This is a genomic window from Ruoffia tabacinasalis (assembly GCF_005864045.1).
Classification (GTDB): Bacteria; Bacillota; Bacilli; order Lactobacillales; family Aerococcaceae; genus Ruoffia; species Ruoffia tabacinasalis.
The window spans coordinates 15,598-30,502 of record NZ_VBSP01000029.1 but is presented as its reverse complement, the minus strand read 5'-3'; the positions used below and the strand labels follow the sequence as shown (position 1 = coordinate 30,502).

At 36.3% G+C, this 14,905-nt stretch carries 16 protein-coding genes and 1 tRNA gene; 9 read left to right on the top strand and 8 right to left on the bottom strand.

From position 1 onward, the window contains the following. Positions 1 to 151: 151 nt before the first annotated feature. From FEZ33_RS08285 to FEZ33_RS08275, 3 genes are read left to right on the top strand one after another with little or no spacing between them, the layout of a single operon-like run. A complete protein-coding gene (locus FEZ33_RS08285) occupies positions 152 to 1,078 on the top strand; it encodes a homoserine O-succinyltransferase (RefSeq protein WP_138404939.1) in 927 nt (308 codons plus the stop codon). A 1-nt stretch (position 1,079) separates the two neighbouring features. Next, complete coding sequence (locus tag FEZ33_RS08280; protein WP_138404938.1) at positions 1,080 to 2,168, top strand: aminotransferase class I/II-fold pyridoxal phosphate-dependent enzyme; 1,089 nt, start codon at positions 1,080 to 1,082, stop codon at positions 2,166 to 2,168. 54 nt (positions 2,169 to 2,222) lie between these two features. Then, the gene (locus tag FEZ33_RS08275; protein WP_138404937.1) at positions 2,223 to 3,398 is read left to right on the top strand and encodes a MalY/PatB family protein; all 1,176 of its coding nucleotides are present in this window, start codon (positions 2,223 to 2,225) and stop codon (positions 3,396 to 3,398) included. 77 nt (positions 3,399 to 3,475) lie between these two features. On the opposite strand, the gene FEZ33_RS08270 is transcribed toward FEZ33_RS08275, so the two are convergent. Continuing rightward, the gene (locus FEZ33_RS08270) at positions 3,476 to 4,378 is read right to left on the bottom strand and encodes a diacylglycerol/lipid kinase family protein (protein ID WP_138404936.1); all 903 of its coding nucleotides are present in this window, start codon (positions 4,376 to 4,378) and stop codon (positions 3,476 to 3,478) included. Between the two features lie 179 nt (positions 4,379 to 4,557). Here FEZ33_RS08270 and FEZ33_RS08265 point away from each other — a divergent pair, with 179 nt between their 5' ends. Next, complete coding sequence (locus tag FEZ33_RS08265) at positions 4,558 to 5,919, top strand: polysaccharide deacetylase family protein (RefSeq protein WP_138404935.1); 1,362 nt, start codon at positions 4,558 to 4,560, stop codon at positions 5,917 to 5,919. A gap of 64 nt (positions 5,920 to 5,983) precedes the next feature. On the opposite strand, the gene FEZ33_RS08260 is transcribed toward FEZ33_RS08265, so the two are convergent. Both FEZ33_RS08260 and FEZ33_RS08255 read right to left on the bottom strand, forming a co-directional pair. After that, positions 5,984 to 6,628: a phosphatase PAP2 family protein gene (locus FEZ33_RS08260; protein ID WP_138404934.1), complete on the bottom strand. Its 645-nt coding sequence runs from the start codon at positions 6,626 to 6,628 to the stop codon at positions 5,984 to 5,986. Between the two features lie 17 nt (positions 6,629 to 6,645). After that, positions 6,646 to 7,185 carry a GNAT family N-acetyltransferase gene (locus FEZ33_RS08255; protein ID WP_138404933.1) on the bottom strand — a complete coding sequence of 180 codons (540 nt, stop codon included), beginning with the start codon at positions 7,183 to 7,185 and terminating at the stop codon, positions 6,646 to 6,648. Between the two features lie 177 nt (positions 7,186 to 7,362). On the opposite strand from FEZ33_RS08255, the gene FEZ33_RS08250 reads away from it, so the two are divergent. From FEZ33_RS08250 to FEZ33_RS08235, 4 genes are all read left to right on the top strand, one after another. Then, on the top strand, positions 7,363 to 8,043 hold the full coding sequence (locus FEZ33_RS08250; RefSeq protein ID WP_138404932.1) for a DUF969 domain-containing protein: 681 nt from the start codon (positions 7,363 to 7,365) through the stop codon (positions 8,041 to 8,043). Positions 8,044 to 8,055: 12 nt separating this feature from the next. Beyond that, a complete protein-coding gene (locus FEZ33_RS08245) occupies positions 8,056 to 8,982 on the top strand; it encodes a DUF979 domain-containing protein (protein ID WP_138404931.1) in 927 nt (308 codons plus the stop codon). 16 nt (positions 8,983 to 8,998) lie between these two features. Next, positions 8,999 to 9,646 (top strand): pyroglutamyl-peptidase I, encoded by a 648-nt coding sequence (gene pcp, locus FEZ33_RS08240; protein WP_138404930.1) that lies wholly within the window; start codon positions 8,999 to 9,001, stop codon positions 9,644 to 9,646. 64 nt (positions 9,647 to 9,710) lie between these two features. Beyond that, positions 9,711 to 10,091 carry a PH domain-containing protein gene (locus FEZ33_RS08235; protein ID WP_138404929.1) on the top strand — a complete coding sequence of 127 codons (381 nt, stop codon included), beginning with the start codon at positions 9,711 to 9,713 and terminating at the stop codon, positions 10,089 to 10,091. Positions 10,092 to 10,182: 91 nt separating this feature from the next. Here FEZ33_RS08235 and FEZ33_RS08230 read toward each other — a convergent pair whose 3' ends face one another. The 4 genes from FEZ33_RS08230 to FEZ33_RS08220 all read right to left on the bottom strand — a co-directional run bounded on the left by FEZ33_RS08230 (position 10,183) and on the right by FEZ33_RS08220 (position 13,165). Beyond that, positions 10,183 to 11,127, bottom strand: a complete 945-nt coding sequence (locus FEZ33_RS08230) for a magnesium transporter CorA family protein (RefSeq protein ID WP_138404928.1) — start codon at positions 11,125 to 11,127, stop codon at positions 10,183 to 10,185. Positions 11,128 to 11,148: 21 nt separating this feature from the next. Further along, the gene (locus FEZ33_RS12480) at positions 11,149 to 11,322 is read right to left on the bottom strand and encodes a hypothetical protein (RefSeq protein ID WP_171031334.1); all 174 of its coding nucleotides are present in this window, start codon (positions 11,320 to 11,322) and stop codon (positions 11,149 to 11,151) included. Continuing rightward, positions 11,319 to 11,909, bottom strand: a complete 591-nt coding sequence (locus tag FEZ33_RS12995) for a DUF624 domain-containing protein (protein WP_369122675.1) — start codon at positions 11,907 to 11,909, stop codon at positions 11,319 to 11,321. The genes FEZ33_RS12480 and FEZ33_RS12995 overlap by 4 nt, the downstream gene beginning before the upstream one ends. A 296-nt stretch (positions 11,910 to 12,205) precedes the next feature. Then, positions 12,206 to 13,165 (bottom strand): Rossmann-fold NAD(P)-binding domain-containing protein, encoded by a 960-nt coding sequence (locus FEZ33_RS08220; protein WP_138404927.1) that lies wholly within the window; start codon positions 13,163 to 13,165, stop codon positions 12,206 to 12,208. A gap of 164 nt (positions 13,166 to 13,329) precedes the next feature. On the opposite strand from FEZ33_RS08220, the gene FEZ33_RS08215 reads away from it, so the two are divergent. After that, positions 13,330 to 13,415 (top strand) — tRNA-Leu (locus tag FEZ33_RS08215). Positions 13,416 to 13,528: 113 nt separating this feature from the next. Here FEZ33_RS08215 and FEZ33_RS08210 read toward each other — a convergent pair. Then, positions 13,529 to 14,698, bottom strand: coding sequence for an ABC transporter substrate-binding protein (locus tag FEZ33_RS08210; protein WP_138404926.1), 1,170 nt, complete (start codon positions 14,696 to 14,698; stop codon positions 13,529 to 13,531). Positions 14,699 to 14,905 lie beyond the last annotated feature (207 nt).

Below are 14,905 nucleotides of genomic sequence, written 5' to 3'. Positions count from 1 at the left end.
GGCTTAGTTCCACTAAGCGAATTGGTAGAGTCTGCTTACGCAAGGTATTGAACCGCCGTGTACGGAACCGTACGCACGGTGGTGTGAGAGGTCGACTAGTCAAATAATGGCTAGTCTCCTACTCGATTTAAAAAAAGGAAGGAAGTTGAGTATGCCAATTAAAATTGTTGAAGGATTACCCATACGCAAAGAATTAAAGAGAGAACAAATAGTGACAATGGATGAGAGCACGGCACGTACTCAAGACATTCGTCCCCTTAAAATACTCATTCTTAATCTCATGCCTAAAAAAGAAACGACAGAACTGCAATTATTGCGATTATTAGGTAATACACCGCTTCAAATAGAAGTAGATTTAATGTATACAGCAACTTACGAAGCGTCCAATACACCGATCAGTCACTTAAATCAATATTACAAAACGTTTGATGAAATTAAAGACCAACAATATGATGGGCTTATTATTACAGGCGCCCCTGTAGAACAATTTGAATACAATGAAGTCAATTATATTGATGAGCTGAAGACAATATTAGATTGGTCTCAAAAAAATGTCTTCTCCCGATTATTTATTTGTTGGGGAGCTCAGTATGCCTTAAATTATTTTTACGACATCGACAATTATAAGCTTGAACAAAAGTTGTTTGGTATTTATGAATATGACGTATTAGAAGCAGATCACCCCTTACTCCGTGGTTTTAACGACACATATCAAGTGCCACAATCACGCCATACTTCAATTTCTATCGAGACTATACAAGCTCAAAAAGATTTGAGAATCACAACAAAACATCCAAAATTTGGACCAGATATTATTACAACAACCGACAATCTAGACATATATTTATTAGGGCACTTGGAATATGACCGAGAAACATTACATCAGGAATATCAACGCGATAAAGAGGCAGGAAGTAAAATAGCTCTACCAGAAAATTATTATCCAGGAGACGATGATTCGAAAACGCCAAAATTTACGTGGAAAAGTAATGCCTTTCTTCTATACAATAATTGGCTTAATGAGGTTTACCAACGAACTTATTATAATTTGGAAGATATTTTAAAGGAGGATAAATAAAATGACAACACACATCAATACTAAACTTGTCCAATTAGGAAATCGAAAAGATCCATCAACAGGAGCCGTCGTTGCTCCTATCCACTTAGCGACAACTTACGCTCATCCAGGTTTAGGGCAAAGTACCGGATATGATTATACACGAACGAATAACCCAACCCGAGATATCTTAGAAGAGGGCTTAGCAGCTTTAGAAGGTGGCGAGAGAGCGGTCGTTACAAGTTCAGGCATGAGCGCGATTCAATTGGCTTTTCAACTTTTTAAACAAGGTAGCCATTTTTTAGTTTTACGCGATTTATACGGTGGAAGTTTCCGATACTTTGATCACCTTGAAGCAGAGAATTTAGCACAATTTACTTACTTTGAAACCGAGGCAGATTTTGAAAAACTAATCAGCGATGACATATCAGGGGTATTCATTGAAACACCGACAAATCCATTAATGCAAGAGGTTGATATTCAACGCATCGCAGATTTAACGCATCAACATGGAGCACTATTACTCGTGGATAATACTTTATTAACGCCACTTCGCCAAAGACCCTTAGAATTAGGTGCAGACATTGTACTTTATTCAGGAACAAAATATTTAACGGGACATAATGATATCTTAGCTGGAGTGGTCGTTACAAATGATAAAGGTATGGGTGAAAAGTTAGGCTGGTTATCGAATACAACCGGTCCTACTTTATCAGCCTTTGACTGTTGGTTGTTTATTCGTAGTTTGAAAACTTTACCGATTCGATTAGACCGACAAGAAGCAACTGCGCAAGAAATTGTGACCTGGTTAAAGCAGCAGGAACAAGTTAAAAATGTGTTATATGCTGGAAAAGGTGCCATGATAAGCATCCGCTTAAAAGGTGAAGCGAAAGTGGGAGCATTCTTAGAGAAGTTACAAGTATTTACATATGCCGAAAGTTTAGGTGGGGTTGAAAGTTTAATTACATACCCAACAACACAAACACATGCAGACATACCAAAAGAATTGCGTGAATCCTATGGCTTAACGCCTGATTTGTTAAGGTTGTCTATCGGCTTAGAAAATTCTTCCGATTTAATTCAAGACTTAGAAGTTGCTTTGAAGGAGTAAAAATGATTAGATGATTTTAGAAGAAAGAAGAAAGAAGAAAGAAGGTAGATGTGAGTGGAAATAGAAGAGTTTGTAGAAAAGTATTATGTTGAGCGTCAACATACAAATTCATTAAAATGGGACCTATTAGAAGAACGCTTTGGTCAAGCAGATTTACTCCCTTTATGGGTCGCTGATATGGACTTTAAGGTGAGTCAAGCTATTACAAAAATATTAAAAGATCGAATATTACATGGTGTTTTTGGTTATACATTTGCAGGTAAATCATATTATCAAGCATATAATAACTGGATGGAAACGTATTTCTCTTTCCCGATAAAAGAGGAATGGGTTCGCTTTTCAACAGGTGCCGTTCAAGCGATTTACCACCTATTATACACTTTCACCGATGAAAATGATTCAGTGATTATTCAAACACCTGTTTATTATCCTTTTAGTGACGCGGTTAAAGATACAAATCGTCGATTAGTCAATGTCGACCTAGTGAATAACGATGGATATTTTACCATTGATTTTGAACGGTTTGAACAGGCAGTTATCGATCAATCGGTAAGGTTATACATCCATTGTTCACCGCATAATCCAGTTGGACGAGTGTGGACAGAAGAAGAGCAAGCGAAGCTATTCGCCATTTGCCAAAAGCACAATGTGTTAATTATCTCTGATGAAATTCATCAAGACTTTACTTTTGAACGTCAACATATCCCAGCAGCAAATGTTTCTGAAGGAGTTCACCGCCCACGAGTCATTACTGTGAACTCTGCGTCTAAATCCTTTAACATCGCTGGTTTAACCCATTGTAATATCGTAATCACAGACGATGAGTTGCGTCAAAAATATGATGATTTTGCAAATTCCATGATTAAAACAGAAGCGAATATTATGGGGTTATTTGCTACCGAGGCTGCGTATGTGGATGGTATGGATTGGATAGACTCATTGAAGAATGTCATTTACCATAATTATGAAATCGTTCGCGATTACTTCACAAAATTTGCACCCGAAATTACAGTATCACCACTCGAAGGGACATATTTAGTCTTTGTAGATTTACGCAAAGTAGTAAAAAGTGATGAGATGGTCGAATTCATTCAGGGAAAATGCGGGCTCGCAGTGGATTACGGAGAATGGTTTGGTGAAGGTTACGAAGGTTTTATTCGTTTAAATCTTGCGACAAAACCAGAAAATATCGAAAAAGCTGTCCAAACAATTGTTGAACAGCTAGGATAATGCAAGATAAGACCTTCCGTCAGTGAAGGTCTTTTATTATTGCCTATTATAGATTAAATTTAAATAATGAATCCGAATTATTTTTGATCAGGAGTTAGCACATTGATATAGTTAGGTAAGACGCTAATTTCCACCGGGAAAGAAGGACCTTTATCTCCATCAACGGCCACATGTGTACTAACGTCTTTATTAAGTAATTCGATCTTGATATTTTTGGCATCTACCGTTAACACACCGTTGTTTTGAACTTTCTCAGTATCGAAAATCCAGTTAGCAATACTTCCAACTCTATCTCCTAAAGTCGTTTTCTTTAAACCAAAGATGTGTAATTTACCATCATTATAGCTTGCATCTTTGAAGAAGTTAGTTAAACCAACCACACTACTAGATACGCCAATTAATAATAAATCTAATTCAAATTCATCGACTTTATTATCAATATTTAAGCTGAAACGGTAACTCTTTTGCTCGTTTAACGCTTGAATTCCTTCAACTAAGTAAGCGACAGGACCTAAGCGTTCCTTCTCTTCTTCATTTACTTCGAAGACACTTTCAGGAATTGTTCCCGTGGAAACTAAACTTAAGAAAACTTGATCATTCACAAGCCCTGCATCAATGGATTGTGGAGTAAGGTTTGGTAAATCCTTAACAGCTTTATCCAAGTTTATTTCGATATTTAACGCACGTGCAACATTATTTACCGTTCCAGTCGGCAAAATGGCAATCTCTGGCCGATAATCTTCATCTTTAAGACTCGAGGCAAGAAGTGAAACCGTTCCGTCACCACCTAAAATAACGATAGTATTATATGTTTCGCGCGCAGCTTCTTGAGCGAATTTGACAACATCATCGCCGGATTCTGTTATATTTATTGTTGCAAAACGTCCATTTGCTTCAAGGATTTCTTTCGCTTGTTGAGCATAGTCTTCTGCTTGTTTTTGTCCAGAAGATGGATTTGCAATAATCATGACATCTTTCATTTTATCTCTTCCTTTTAGAAAATTTATGTATATACTATACCGCTCGTTTTTATGAATAACAACTACTTGGAAAGGACTCAACTTCAAATGTGAATTAATTGTTAAAATTTTAAATAATACCTGAAAAAAAGACTATCTCTGTTACAATTGAATTATCGCATTAAAGGAGTTGTAGTTGAATGAGACTGAATTTGAAAGACATGGATACAAAATCACAAACAACGCTAATTAGTATTGGGACAGTTATTTTTGCGGTTTTAATGACGGCATTATTTGCTAGACATCATCAGCAACAAGTGCAAAGTATTGATTTGGCGACAAGTGCCATACAAGACTTGTATTTAGATGAGGGAAATACGTATTTGAACCCAAAAATATCTCCAGAACTAATAAAAAATGCTGAAGTGACCGCTAAAGAAGTTGGAGGCGTTCAAGGAAACAGGCTTCAACATCTAGTAAAATTAGCAGAGGAGAAGCAAGTGGCAATCGCCAACTTATCTGAGCTTTACCAAAGTGATGAACCAATTATTATCGGTGAACAAATTAAAGAAGGGCTTCCTTTAAATGAAGCAGTGACGCCCCAATTAGTAGCCGAACAAAAAGAGCAATTACCTTTTTCCGATGAAGATGCTCTCACAGAAACAATCTACTCTCATTATGATCAGATTCTAACAACCTTTAATGAAATCGAAACAGCAAGTGACCAGATTCAACACTTATCTGAAGAAGTAGATTTAGATTCTTTAGATCAAGAAATCCAAACTTTTTCTAAAGTGGAAGAAGTGCTTTTAAAAAACCAAAAACATCCACAAACTAGAGCAGTGATTGATAAATATATGGAAAAATGTCGTATTTACGCCGAAGATTTAATTAAACATTCTGAATTACTTGAATCCAATCAGGCAATATCAGATGCGATTTTTAATTCACGTGGTTTATCGGCTCCTTTAACGGGCTCTCCTATTGATGAGCGGCCGTTAGTTGCTCTTACCTTTGATGATGGCCCCACTGAGAACACCTTAGAGATCCTAGAAGTCTTGGATGAACATGATGTTACAGCCACCTTTTTCTTTTTAGGGCGCTCAGTCGAGGCCAATCCAGATATCGCCAGAGCAGTGGTTGAAGCAGGGCATCAAATTGGAAACCATTCCTATTCACACGCAAATTTTGATTTATTAAATATGGGAGACGTTGAACACGAGACTGAAATCACACAAGAAATCATTGCGGATGCTACAGGCGTAACGCCAAATATCTACCGCTCGCCTTATGGTAATGGTCGTCAGAAAATGTTGAAACTTTACCCAGATATGGAACCTATATATTGGAATGTTGATTCAGAAGACTGGTTAAGTAAAGATGAACAAATAACTAATGAGCATATTGCTAATCACTTACAACATCGATCAATTATCTTAATGCATGACACTCAATTATCAACCACCGAGGCAATTAAAGCACTCATACCTCACTTAAAAGAGCAAGGTTACGTCTTTGTCTCACCTACTCAAATTCCAGAAGCAGATTCATATCGGCTATAAAAAAATCCTCGGAGAATATCCGAGGATTTTTTGTGCATAATTATACTATACAACCTTGTCGCATTTACTTTTTAGCTTTAATCTCTGGTCTTCTTGCCAGAAAAAAGCTAAGTGACAGCAACAACCAGAATAAACCAAAAGAGAAACCAGCCAGCACATCACTAAAATAATGCACTCCAAGGAAAATTCGGCTAAAACCGATGAATAAAACAATTAAAAAGGCGAATACAATCAGAATATGACGAAACACGCTTGGTTTGAGGGACAGAATGAGTAACACAATGACGCAACCAAAAGCAACCATCGAAGAAAACGCATGACCACTCGGGAAAGAATAACTACTTTCTTTCACCATTCGAATCGCTTCATTTGGAGGACTTCGTTGAACAATATTTTTAACCAGTGGATTCAATGCCAAACTCCCAATCGCATTTGTAATTAAGATCCATAGTGGTAAATCGATTCTCTTAGTTAAAAGGTAAGCAATCACCGCCAAAATAACGACCGTCGAAACGACACTCATTGGATTCGCAAGAATTGTTACGGCATTAAAGAATGAACTTAATAGGGGTGTCCGCCAAGAAACAATTTCAAGCGTAATAAGATTATCCAGATGTTGAATGGCATTCATATTGAATATAACAATTGCAATAATAATCAAAAAGGGTATCAGAGCAAGTAATGAGTAATTTAAATATTTTTTATTCATAAAAGCACCTCGGTATTTTATTGAATTAAATAAAGTTTGTCTTTAAATGTTTCTCCATGAATTTGTTCATATAAAGTAAAATATTCTTCAAAAGTTATCTCCGAACTTGTACCTAGCAATTCAAATTCTACATCAAATAAACTCACAATCATATTTAATTGTTGGAAGCCATTCTTCTCGTAAAATTGTAGGCGACGTAAGCGTTCCTCTATGATACCTTCATCTGTTTGAACAACTTCAATTTCTAAGCAAATATTCACGTCATGATATTTTTCTTTAAGAAGTGATAAAACTTTTGAACCATAACCTAGGCTGCGATATTCAGGAGAAATTGCAAAGTATTCAACAAAAATTAATTGAGAACTTTTTAAAGTTGAAATCATACCAATAAAGCGTTCGTCTTCAGTAATTGCGAAGACTTCAGCAAAACCAGTTTCTTGATGTGAGAATAAAGATTCAAAAGGTTTGCGTTCATACGAAGGAAAGGCATTGATATATAAAGTTTCCAAATCATCTGCCAAAGGTGAGTGAATGGAATTGATACGTTGGATTTTCATGTTATAAACTCTTTTCTAATATATTTATTCTATTATATCTTTAATTGAAAAGGATTTAAAGAGTCTACTTTTATTATATTTTCATAAAGATAATCAGCAAGGGGATCAAATTTGTTTCATGTATGGTAAAATAGGTGAACATTTTAATAAATTTAAATTGTTTAAGGAGGTATAGATATGGAATGGATTAAATTAATAGGTATTGTCATTATCATAATAGGTTTTATTCTAAAATTTGATACAATCGCAACTGTTGTTGTCGCAGGACTTGTTACTGCATTAGTATCAGGCATTTCATTCACAGAATTTTTAACGATACTCGGAGAGGCATTTACGAACCAGCGTTTTGTAACCTTGTTCTTCTTAACTTTACCGATGATCGGCTTGTCAGAGACGTTTGGTCTAAAAGAACAAGCGATTCGATTTATTGAAAAGATTAAAGGACTCTCAACAGGTGGCTTGTTTACAGTGTATCAAGCGATCCGTGAATTATCGGGATTTTTCTCAATTCGACTTGGTGGGCATCCACAGTTTGTGCGTCCATTGATCTATCCAATGGCAGAAGCAGCAGCGGAGTCAGATACGGATGGTAAATTAGATGAAGACGACGTTGAGAAAATTAAAGCACGCGCATCTGCAGCGGATAATTATGGTAACTTCTTTGCGCAAAATACATTCGCAGGATCTGCCGGAATTCAATTAATCAGTGCAACATTGATTGACTTAGGTTTAAACGGTAACCAAAGCTCATTAGCCATTGCGTCAATCCCAATTGCAGTGATTGCATTAGTATTAGCTGCCATTTTCAACTGGCGTTTTGACCGTCAATTACGTAAAAAAGCGAAAGCTAAAAAGTAGGAGGAGAAATCAATGGAACAATTTGCAAGTACAGTTTTAGAAATTATGTATATCGTCATTGGTTTACAATTACTTTATACAGCTTACCGTGTATTCAACGATGAGACGAATCCTACACGTATCGGAACGACATTATTTTGGGCGACTCTAGGAGTCCTATTCGTTGGTGGTAGTTATATTCCCAATATCATTAATGGAGTATTAGTGTTGATCATTGGGGTAATTACTTTATTCAAACAAGTATCGATCGGAGAAATCAAAGCCACACCGGAAAAAGAAGTTAAAGAGAATGCTGACAATACAGGTAATGGTATCTTCTTACCCGTCATGACTTTAGCGATATCTTCATTATTGATTGCCCAAATTTTCCCAGCATTAAGTCAATCGGTCTTAGGTATTGGAGCTTTAATCGGGACGATAACACTATTATTCACTATTCGTCGTGGACCAAAAACATTGCTTCCAGAAAGTGATCGCATGATTCAACAGGTATCAACAACAGGTATTTTACCTCAATTGCTTGGTGCTTTAGGTACAGTATTTACTGCAGCAGGTGTTGGAGATGTTGTGTCTGGACTTGTTCAAGGAGTCATCCCAGCTGAAAGTCGATTCTGGGGAGTTTTAGTATATGTCTTAGGTATGGTGTTATTCACAATGGTTATGGGGAATGCCTTTGCGGCCTTTACCGTTATTACGTTAGGAATTGGTGTGCCATTCGTATTCTCACTTGGTGCGGATCCAATTATTGCAGGAGCTTTAGCAATGACTGCTGGTTTTTGTGGGACTTTAATGACCCCTATGGCTGGTAATTTTAACGCATTACCTGTAGCATTATTAGAGATGAAGAGTGAATTTGGAGTCATTAAAGACCAAGTTCCATTCGCGTTTATTATGATTGTAGTGCATGTTATCTTAATGTACTACTTACCATTTATATAACAGGAGGAGTTTTTATATGAAAATTTTAGTAACAGGATTCGATCCTTTTGGTGGCGAAGCAATGAACCCTGCCATAGAAGCAGTAAAATTATTACCAGATACAATTAAAGGTGCAGAGATTGAAAAATTGGAAATCCCAACAGTTTTCCACAAATCTGCAGATGTTGTCCGTGAGAAAATGAATGAATTCAAACCTGATGTTGTTTTAAATATCGGTCAAGCGGGCGGACGTATGGGCTTAACACCAGAACGTGTCGCAATCAATCAAGATGATGCCCGTATTCCTGATAATGAAGGAAACCAACCGATTGATTTAGCTATTCAAGAAGACGGCCAACCAGCTTACTTCTCAAAATTACCAATTAAAGCAATGGTAGAAGCGATGAAAAATGTAGGCATTCCTGCCTCAGTATCAAACACAGCTGGAACTTTTGTATGTAATCACATAATGTACCAAACACTTTACTTAGTTGATAAAGAGTTCCCAGAAGTAAAAGCAGGATTTATGCATATTCCATTCATGACTGAACAAGTATTAGATAAACCAAATCAACCCGCAATGTCATTAACTGATATGGCTCGCGGAATTGAAGCAGCGATCAAAGCAATTGTTGAATACAATGATAAAGACGATATTCAAGTGATCGGTGGAGCGACGCATTAATTTTTAACTCGGTAAGGCAATCTGATATACTTAGATTAACAAACTTACGAAAAGAGGAATGGACATGTCAATATTTGATCGATTAACAGGAAAAGCAGGTAAAGTCGATAACGCGAGTGCTATGAATGTGATTCAAGATATTTTAACGTCAACAGAAGAAGTTGTTTCAACATACAAATTGATTCGTGACTTTATTGTGTTCACTAACAAACGTCTTATCTTAATTGACATCCAAGGAGTCGGAAGCAAGCGTGACATCCAAAGTGTTCCGTATAAATCAATTAGTCGTTTCTCAATCGAAACGGCAGGGACAACTGATTTAGATGCTGAAATTGATATCTTCATCTCGAGCGCTACAGAACCGATTATTCGCTTAGAATTAGGTCGTAATCGTGACAATTTAAATGAAATAGCCCGTACCTTAGCTGAAGAAATATTAGGTTAGACAAACAAAAGGACTCATTTACCTGGTTAAACGGGTAAATGAGTCCTTTTTATATAATTTAATCACTTTAATCACCGTGACCGCTTTACTTCTACAGCCATTTATTCCGTTTAAACAGCCAGTAACCAATTAACACTAAAATTAGAGTAGTAATACCAATGATAATCATTGAAGATGCAGCCTCTTCACCTGGCACAGGAACGTTCATTCCCCAAGCGCTGGTTATAATGGTTGGAATTGTTAAAATAATGGACCATACGGTTAATACGCGCATAACTTGGTTCATATTATTATTGACCACATTCGATAAGATATCGCTCACTTTTTCATTGAGTTGCTTCAATTCATGCACCATGCCACTCGCTTGATGCAATTCAACATTAACATCACGCAGATGCTGCAAGTCATTATCCTCAATATCTAACTGGTTAAACTGTTCTTTTAGATGTTCTAGTACATCCCGATCATTATTAATGGCTGAATTAAAGAAGACGAGCGCTTTATTTAATTTCATTTGCGTGTAAAAGATTTCATTTTTAGTAGACTCTGTGACATCTGATTCTAAATCCCGAATTTCTCGGTCGATTTCCTCTAAAAGAATAATGAATAATCGGGCGATAAACCATAGTATATTCAATACTAGGCCCAACTCATCTAAGCCGTTAAAAGAATTCAATCTCATTTCTGTAATGTGATTGAGAGTTTTTAAGGAATCGATACTAGTGACAATGACTAAACCAGGTTTAAATACAATGGCGATAGGGGCAGTACGATACACGTCACGGAAGTCTTGTGTTCGCTCTTTAAAGGGGTAGTTAAAGAGTACCAAGGTGTATAAATCTCCATCATCGCCTTTATACGACTCCCACCGGGCAACTTCGTAAGAATCTAGACCACTCGTTATAAAATCCTCAGGAATATCAAATTGATCAAGCATCTGTTGAATTTCCTGTTCATTCGCTTGCCATAAATGATAGAAATCATACGATTTATCTTCTTGATTCTTCCCATAAGCCATTGTGTAATGTTCTAGCATGTCGCTCCTCCTTAAGTTAAATTATTCCACCAAATGACCAACAACATTCCGACGTGGTTCTGAACCCCAAAATGTCCAGAAATCTAATCCAACCACTTCCCCATTTTCTTGAGTCGAAACGGGAGCGCTTTTATTTATACTAATAAATGAAAAAGCCATTACAAAGGTGATTAATAAATTAATAATTTTTTTCATTGTAAATCCTCTTTAAAATTTATGAAACGGTGACAAACATAATTTACGATATAAATCGGTGCGCTGAACATTAATAACAAACCTAGACCAGGCTGGAAAAATGCGGTCACTATTATAATCAAATGCGCTAGTATTATCAGTAATGACATAACAGGATTTTTAATCGTTAGTAAAAATCCAATTATTATAGATTTCTTCAATGTAACTGAATGATTTGCAAAAATATAAAGTGAAAAATGAAAAATACAGTAAATTATGAGACTAAGAAAAATTAAAGCATATTTAAATGTGATAACGAGCGGACTCTGAGTTGTAACTGAACTAAGAATGAGTATATCTAATCCAATGATTAAAATAAAAGGGAGAGATATCAAACCAAATTTAAGGCTTTTTCTCCACAGTTGTTTAAATGCGCTTTTAAATCGAAAAAATAACGATGAATTCGTTAATTCATCATTGGAAAAATAGCCATCGATCACATGAACTAAAGCGAAAAGGCTAGGGAATAGAGTTATCAAAGGTAAACTGAATAAAATAAATAGTAAATTTACGTAAACTAGAAAAGGTAAAAAATGTAAAAAATTAATAAGGTTATTTTTAATTAGACCTACCCCTTTCGAAGATTAGATTTCCAAAAATGTATACCTATTAAAAGATAAGCATCACTATTGGAACATAGCGTAAAGCGAATACAATTAGAATAAGAATCACTCAAACGAATACTTTAATGTATTAGGATTACTTTAATATTATTAAATCACCCTTATGATAATTAGTCAAACTATACAATGGTAATTATATCAATATAATAATATGAATGATTATTAATTGATAACAAAAAAACTGAATAACTTATCGTTACTCAGTTTAAGGTACCTATACTTTATTTAATGTTATAACCATGTTCTTTTGCTAGATCAATGTATTCTTGTAAGTCGCGTTTAAATACCCAATTTGTGAATGATTCAGAAAGTACTTCACTTGCTGTACGGTATACTAATGAAGGGATGTTACGAATACAGTAGACAAAGATATCGTCCACTTTAAGTAATGGTTCATCATAAGTTGTCTCTTTACTGAATTCAACGGCTTCACCAGGTTGAGCGGCTAAATCAACAACAAGCGTTCCTTTTTTCATGTTTTTAACATGGTCATAAGTTAACATATGATTTGTTGGATCAGTTACCGCAATTCCGTTAATAATCACATCGTATTCACTATAAGTTTTATAAAATTCATCTAAATTACTATGGTAGAACATACGAATATTATCAATAGCACCAAGTTTAGATGCAGCATTCATCGCACCTTGAGATACATTTCCCGAACCAAGAATCGCGATATTCGTTGTCGAACTGAACAGTTTACCGTAACTTAACATTGAATGAATGGTACCTACATAACCTGCGGTAACGCTGTTTTTGTAAGTAAAGTTACTTCGGATAAATGGAATAGGTTCAATCTTATCTTCAAAAGCAATGGTTGGTTGTGTGTTATCAATGTTTAAGATGATTAAATGTTTATCAGTTGCGACCCCTTCCATGAATGCTTTACCTTTGGCTTGTGGGTGGATCCAGCCAATGATAATTTGGTTATCTTGTAATAAATCATATTCCTCTTCCGGTATACCTTTCATCGAGTAAAGAGCATCTGCTTGCTCATAGACCTCTTTACGTGAAAGTATTGTACAGCCTTTATCTTCATATTCTTTATCAGTAATTTCTAAACTTTCACCAAAGCCAGCTTCGATTAATATATCATTTTCTAAGCCTTCGATGTGTTCTGGTAGTAGAGTAAGTCTCTTTTCTCCAGCATTACTGGGTTTTAAAATCCCTAATTTCATATAATACCTCCTATGTCCATGTTACATTCTATTATAACCTTTACTAGTAAATATTTCAGTGAATTAAATTATTATAATAAAATTATGAAGATAGTATTGACATATAATGTAATTAGATGGTATACTTCTGTTTGTCGTTGTCACGACCAACCACTTTTTTTATTGCCGGGGTGGCGGAACTGGCAGACGCACAGGACTTAAAATCCTGCGGTGGGTGACTACCGTGCCGGTTCGATTCCGGCCCTCGGCATAATAAGCTATCGGTTTATAATAATCCTTACTCTAGTAAAGAGTGAGGATTATTTTTTTGGTTCGTTAAAAAAACGGAGCTTACAATAAAGTAAGCTCCGTTTGTATGTTATGTTAGTTACCATCCACTACATATTCCTCAGTCACTTCTCCGTTTACTAAATGTAACATAGGAGCGGAGTTTACGGCATTATGAAGGTCATCGTATTGGAATGATCCAGTTACGCCTTCGAATTGAATATTTTCCATCGCGTCACGGATCGCTGTTGGATCATCTGACCCTGCTTCTTCGATTGCTTGGAAGATTAAGTGAGCGCCATCGTAACTTAAAGCGTCGAATGTATCGGGTGCATGACCGAAGCGTTCTTCGAATTTCGCAACGTATTCTTGGGCACCAGGATTGTCACTACCTGTATGGAAGTGCGATGTAAAGTAAAGATCAGTAGCGTTTTGGGCGCCAGCAATTTCAGTTAAAGTATCACTTGCGAAGCCATGTCCACTTAGAATTGGTTGCATTAGACCCATTTCACGTGCTTGGCGAACGATGATTCCAGCTTCACTGAAGAAGGCGGGGACATATAAGACATCGAAATCAAGGGCAGCAATTGAAGTGAGTAAGCCCATAAAGTCTTGCTCGCCATCATTATAGAACACTTCATCAACAACTGTTCCGCCTAAATTTTCAAATTCTGCTTTGAAAGGCTCAGCTAAACCAACCGAATAGTCTTTTGATTGGTCAGTAATAACCACTGCATTGGTTGCGCCTAATTCGTCCATCGCAAACCTTGCAGCTGCGTTTCCTTGGAATGTATAAGTAAAGGCTAAACGGAAGATATTACTGATAACTTCACCGTTCTCATCTAAAGCTAAATCGTCTGCTGTTCCTACGGGATATATAGTTGGTAACTGACTTTCAACCGCAGTTGGACGGGATGCGTAAACTAGGTCAGACGTTGCAGGACCAAAAACTACAGATACACCTTCACTAGCTAAACGAGTCGCAATCGAAGTTGCTTCTGCTTTATTCGATGTGTTATCGTATTCTACGATTTCGACCATTCGACCACCTAAGAGACCGCCCGCTTCATTAACTTCCTCGGCAGCTAATGTCAGATTATCCATCATTGGTACAGCGTATGCTGATCCGACACCAGACAGTTCCAAGTTTGCTCCAATGCGAATTGGTTCTTGATCCTGTGCCTGTGCAGTAGTCTTAGCAGGTGTTAAACTTGTCCCTAAAGTAAGCATTGAAAGTAACGTTAATCCTAGTTTTCTTAATTTCATAATAATAATCCCCTTATATAATATTCAATAGAAAAAATAAAAAGCCCTAATCTATCTTTCGGATAGAATAGGACTATTAAAAAAGATTTTCCTATTCTGTGTTCAAACATGAATAGGACTGAGCAGTTATTCGATTTTTTCGAATAAGCTAAGTCCTGAGGCCGTTAATAATAATAATAATGGCGTTATTTAATTTCATGTTTGATA

Excerpts from the sequence above, each read along its gene's own strand:
- FEZ33_RS08235 (WP_138404929.1), top strand. The coding sequence starts at position 9,711 with ATGTCAATATTTGATCGATTAACAGGAAAAGCAGGTAAAGTCGATAAC.
- FEZ33_RS08265 (WP_138404935.1), top strand. The coding sequence starts at position 4,558 with ATGAGACTGAATTTGAAAGACATGGATACAAAATCACAAACAACGCTA.
- FEZ33_RS08210 (WP_138404926.1), bottom strand. The coding sequence starts at position 14,698 with ATGAAATTAAGAAAACTAGGATTAACGTTACTTTCAATGCTTACTTTA.
- FEZ33_RS08230 (WP_138404928.1), bottom strand. The coding sequence starts at position 11,127 with ATGCTAGAACATTACACAATGGCTTATGGGAAGAATCAAGAAGATAAA.
- FEZ33_RS08260 (WP_138404934.1), bottom strand. The coding sequence starts at position 6,628 with ATGAATAAAAAATATTTAAATTACTCATTACTTGCTCTGATACCCTTT.
- FEZ33_RS08270 (WP_138404936.1), bottom strand. The coding sequence starts at position 4,378 with ATGAAAGATGTCATGATTATTGCAAATCCATCTTCTGGACAAAAACAA.
- FEZ33_RS08220 (WP_138404927.1), bottom strand. The coding sequence starts at position 13,165 with ATGAAATTAGGGATTTTAAAACCCAGTAATGCTGGAGAAAAGAGACTT.
- FEZ33_RS08250 (WP_138404932.1), top strand. The coding sequence starts at position 7,363 with ATGGAATGGATTAAATTAATAGGTATTGTCATTATCATAATAGGTTTT.
- FEZ33_RS12480 (WP_171031334.1), bottom strand. The coding sequence starts at position 11,322 with ATGAAAAAAATTATTAATTTATTAATCACCTTTGTAATGGCTTTTTCA.
- pcp (WP_138404930.1), top strand. The coding sequence starts at position 8,999 with ATGAAAATTTTAGTAACAGGATTCGATCCTTTTGGTGGCGAAGCAATG.
- FEZ33_RS08280 (WP_138404938.1), top strand. The coding sequence starts at position 1,080 with ATGACAACACACATCAATACTAAACTTGTCCAATTAGGAAATCGAAAA.
- FEZ33_RS08285 (WP_138404939.1), top strand. The coding sequence starts at position 152 with ATGCCAATTAAAATTGTTGAAGGATTACCCATACGCAAAGAATTAAAG.
- FEZ33_RS08245 (WP_138404931.1), top strand. The coding sequence starts at position 8,056 with ATGGAACAATTTGCAAGTACAGTTTTAGAAATTATGTATATCGTCATT.
- FEZ33_RS08255 (WP_138404933.1), bottom strand. The coding sequence starts at position 7,185 with ATGAAAATCCAACGTATCAATTCCATTCACTCACCTTTGGCAGATGAT.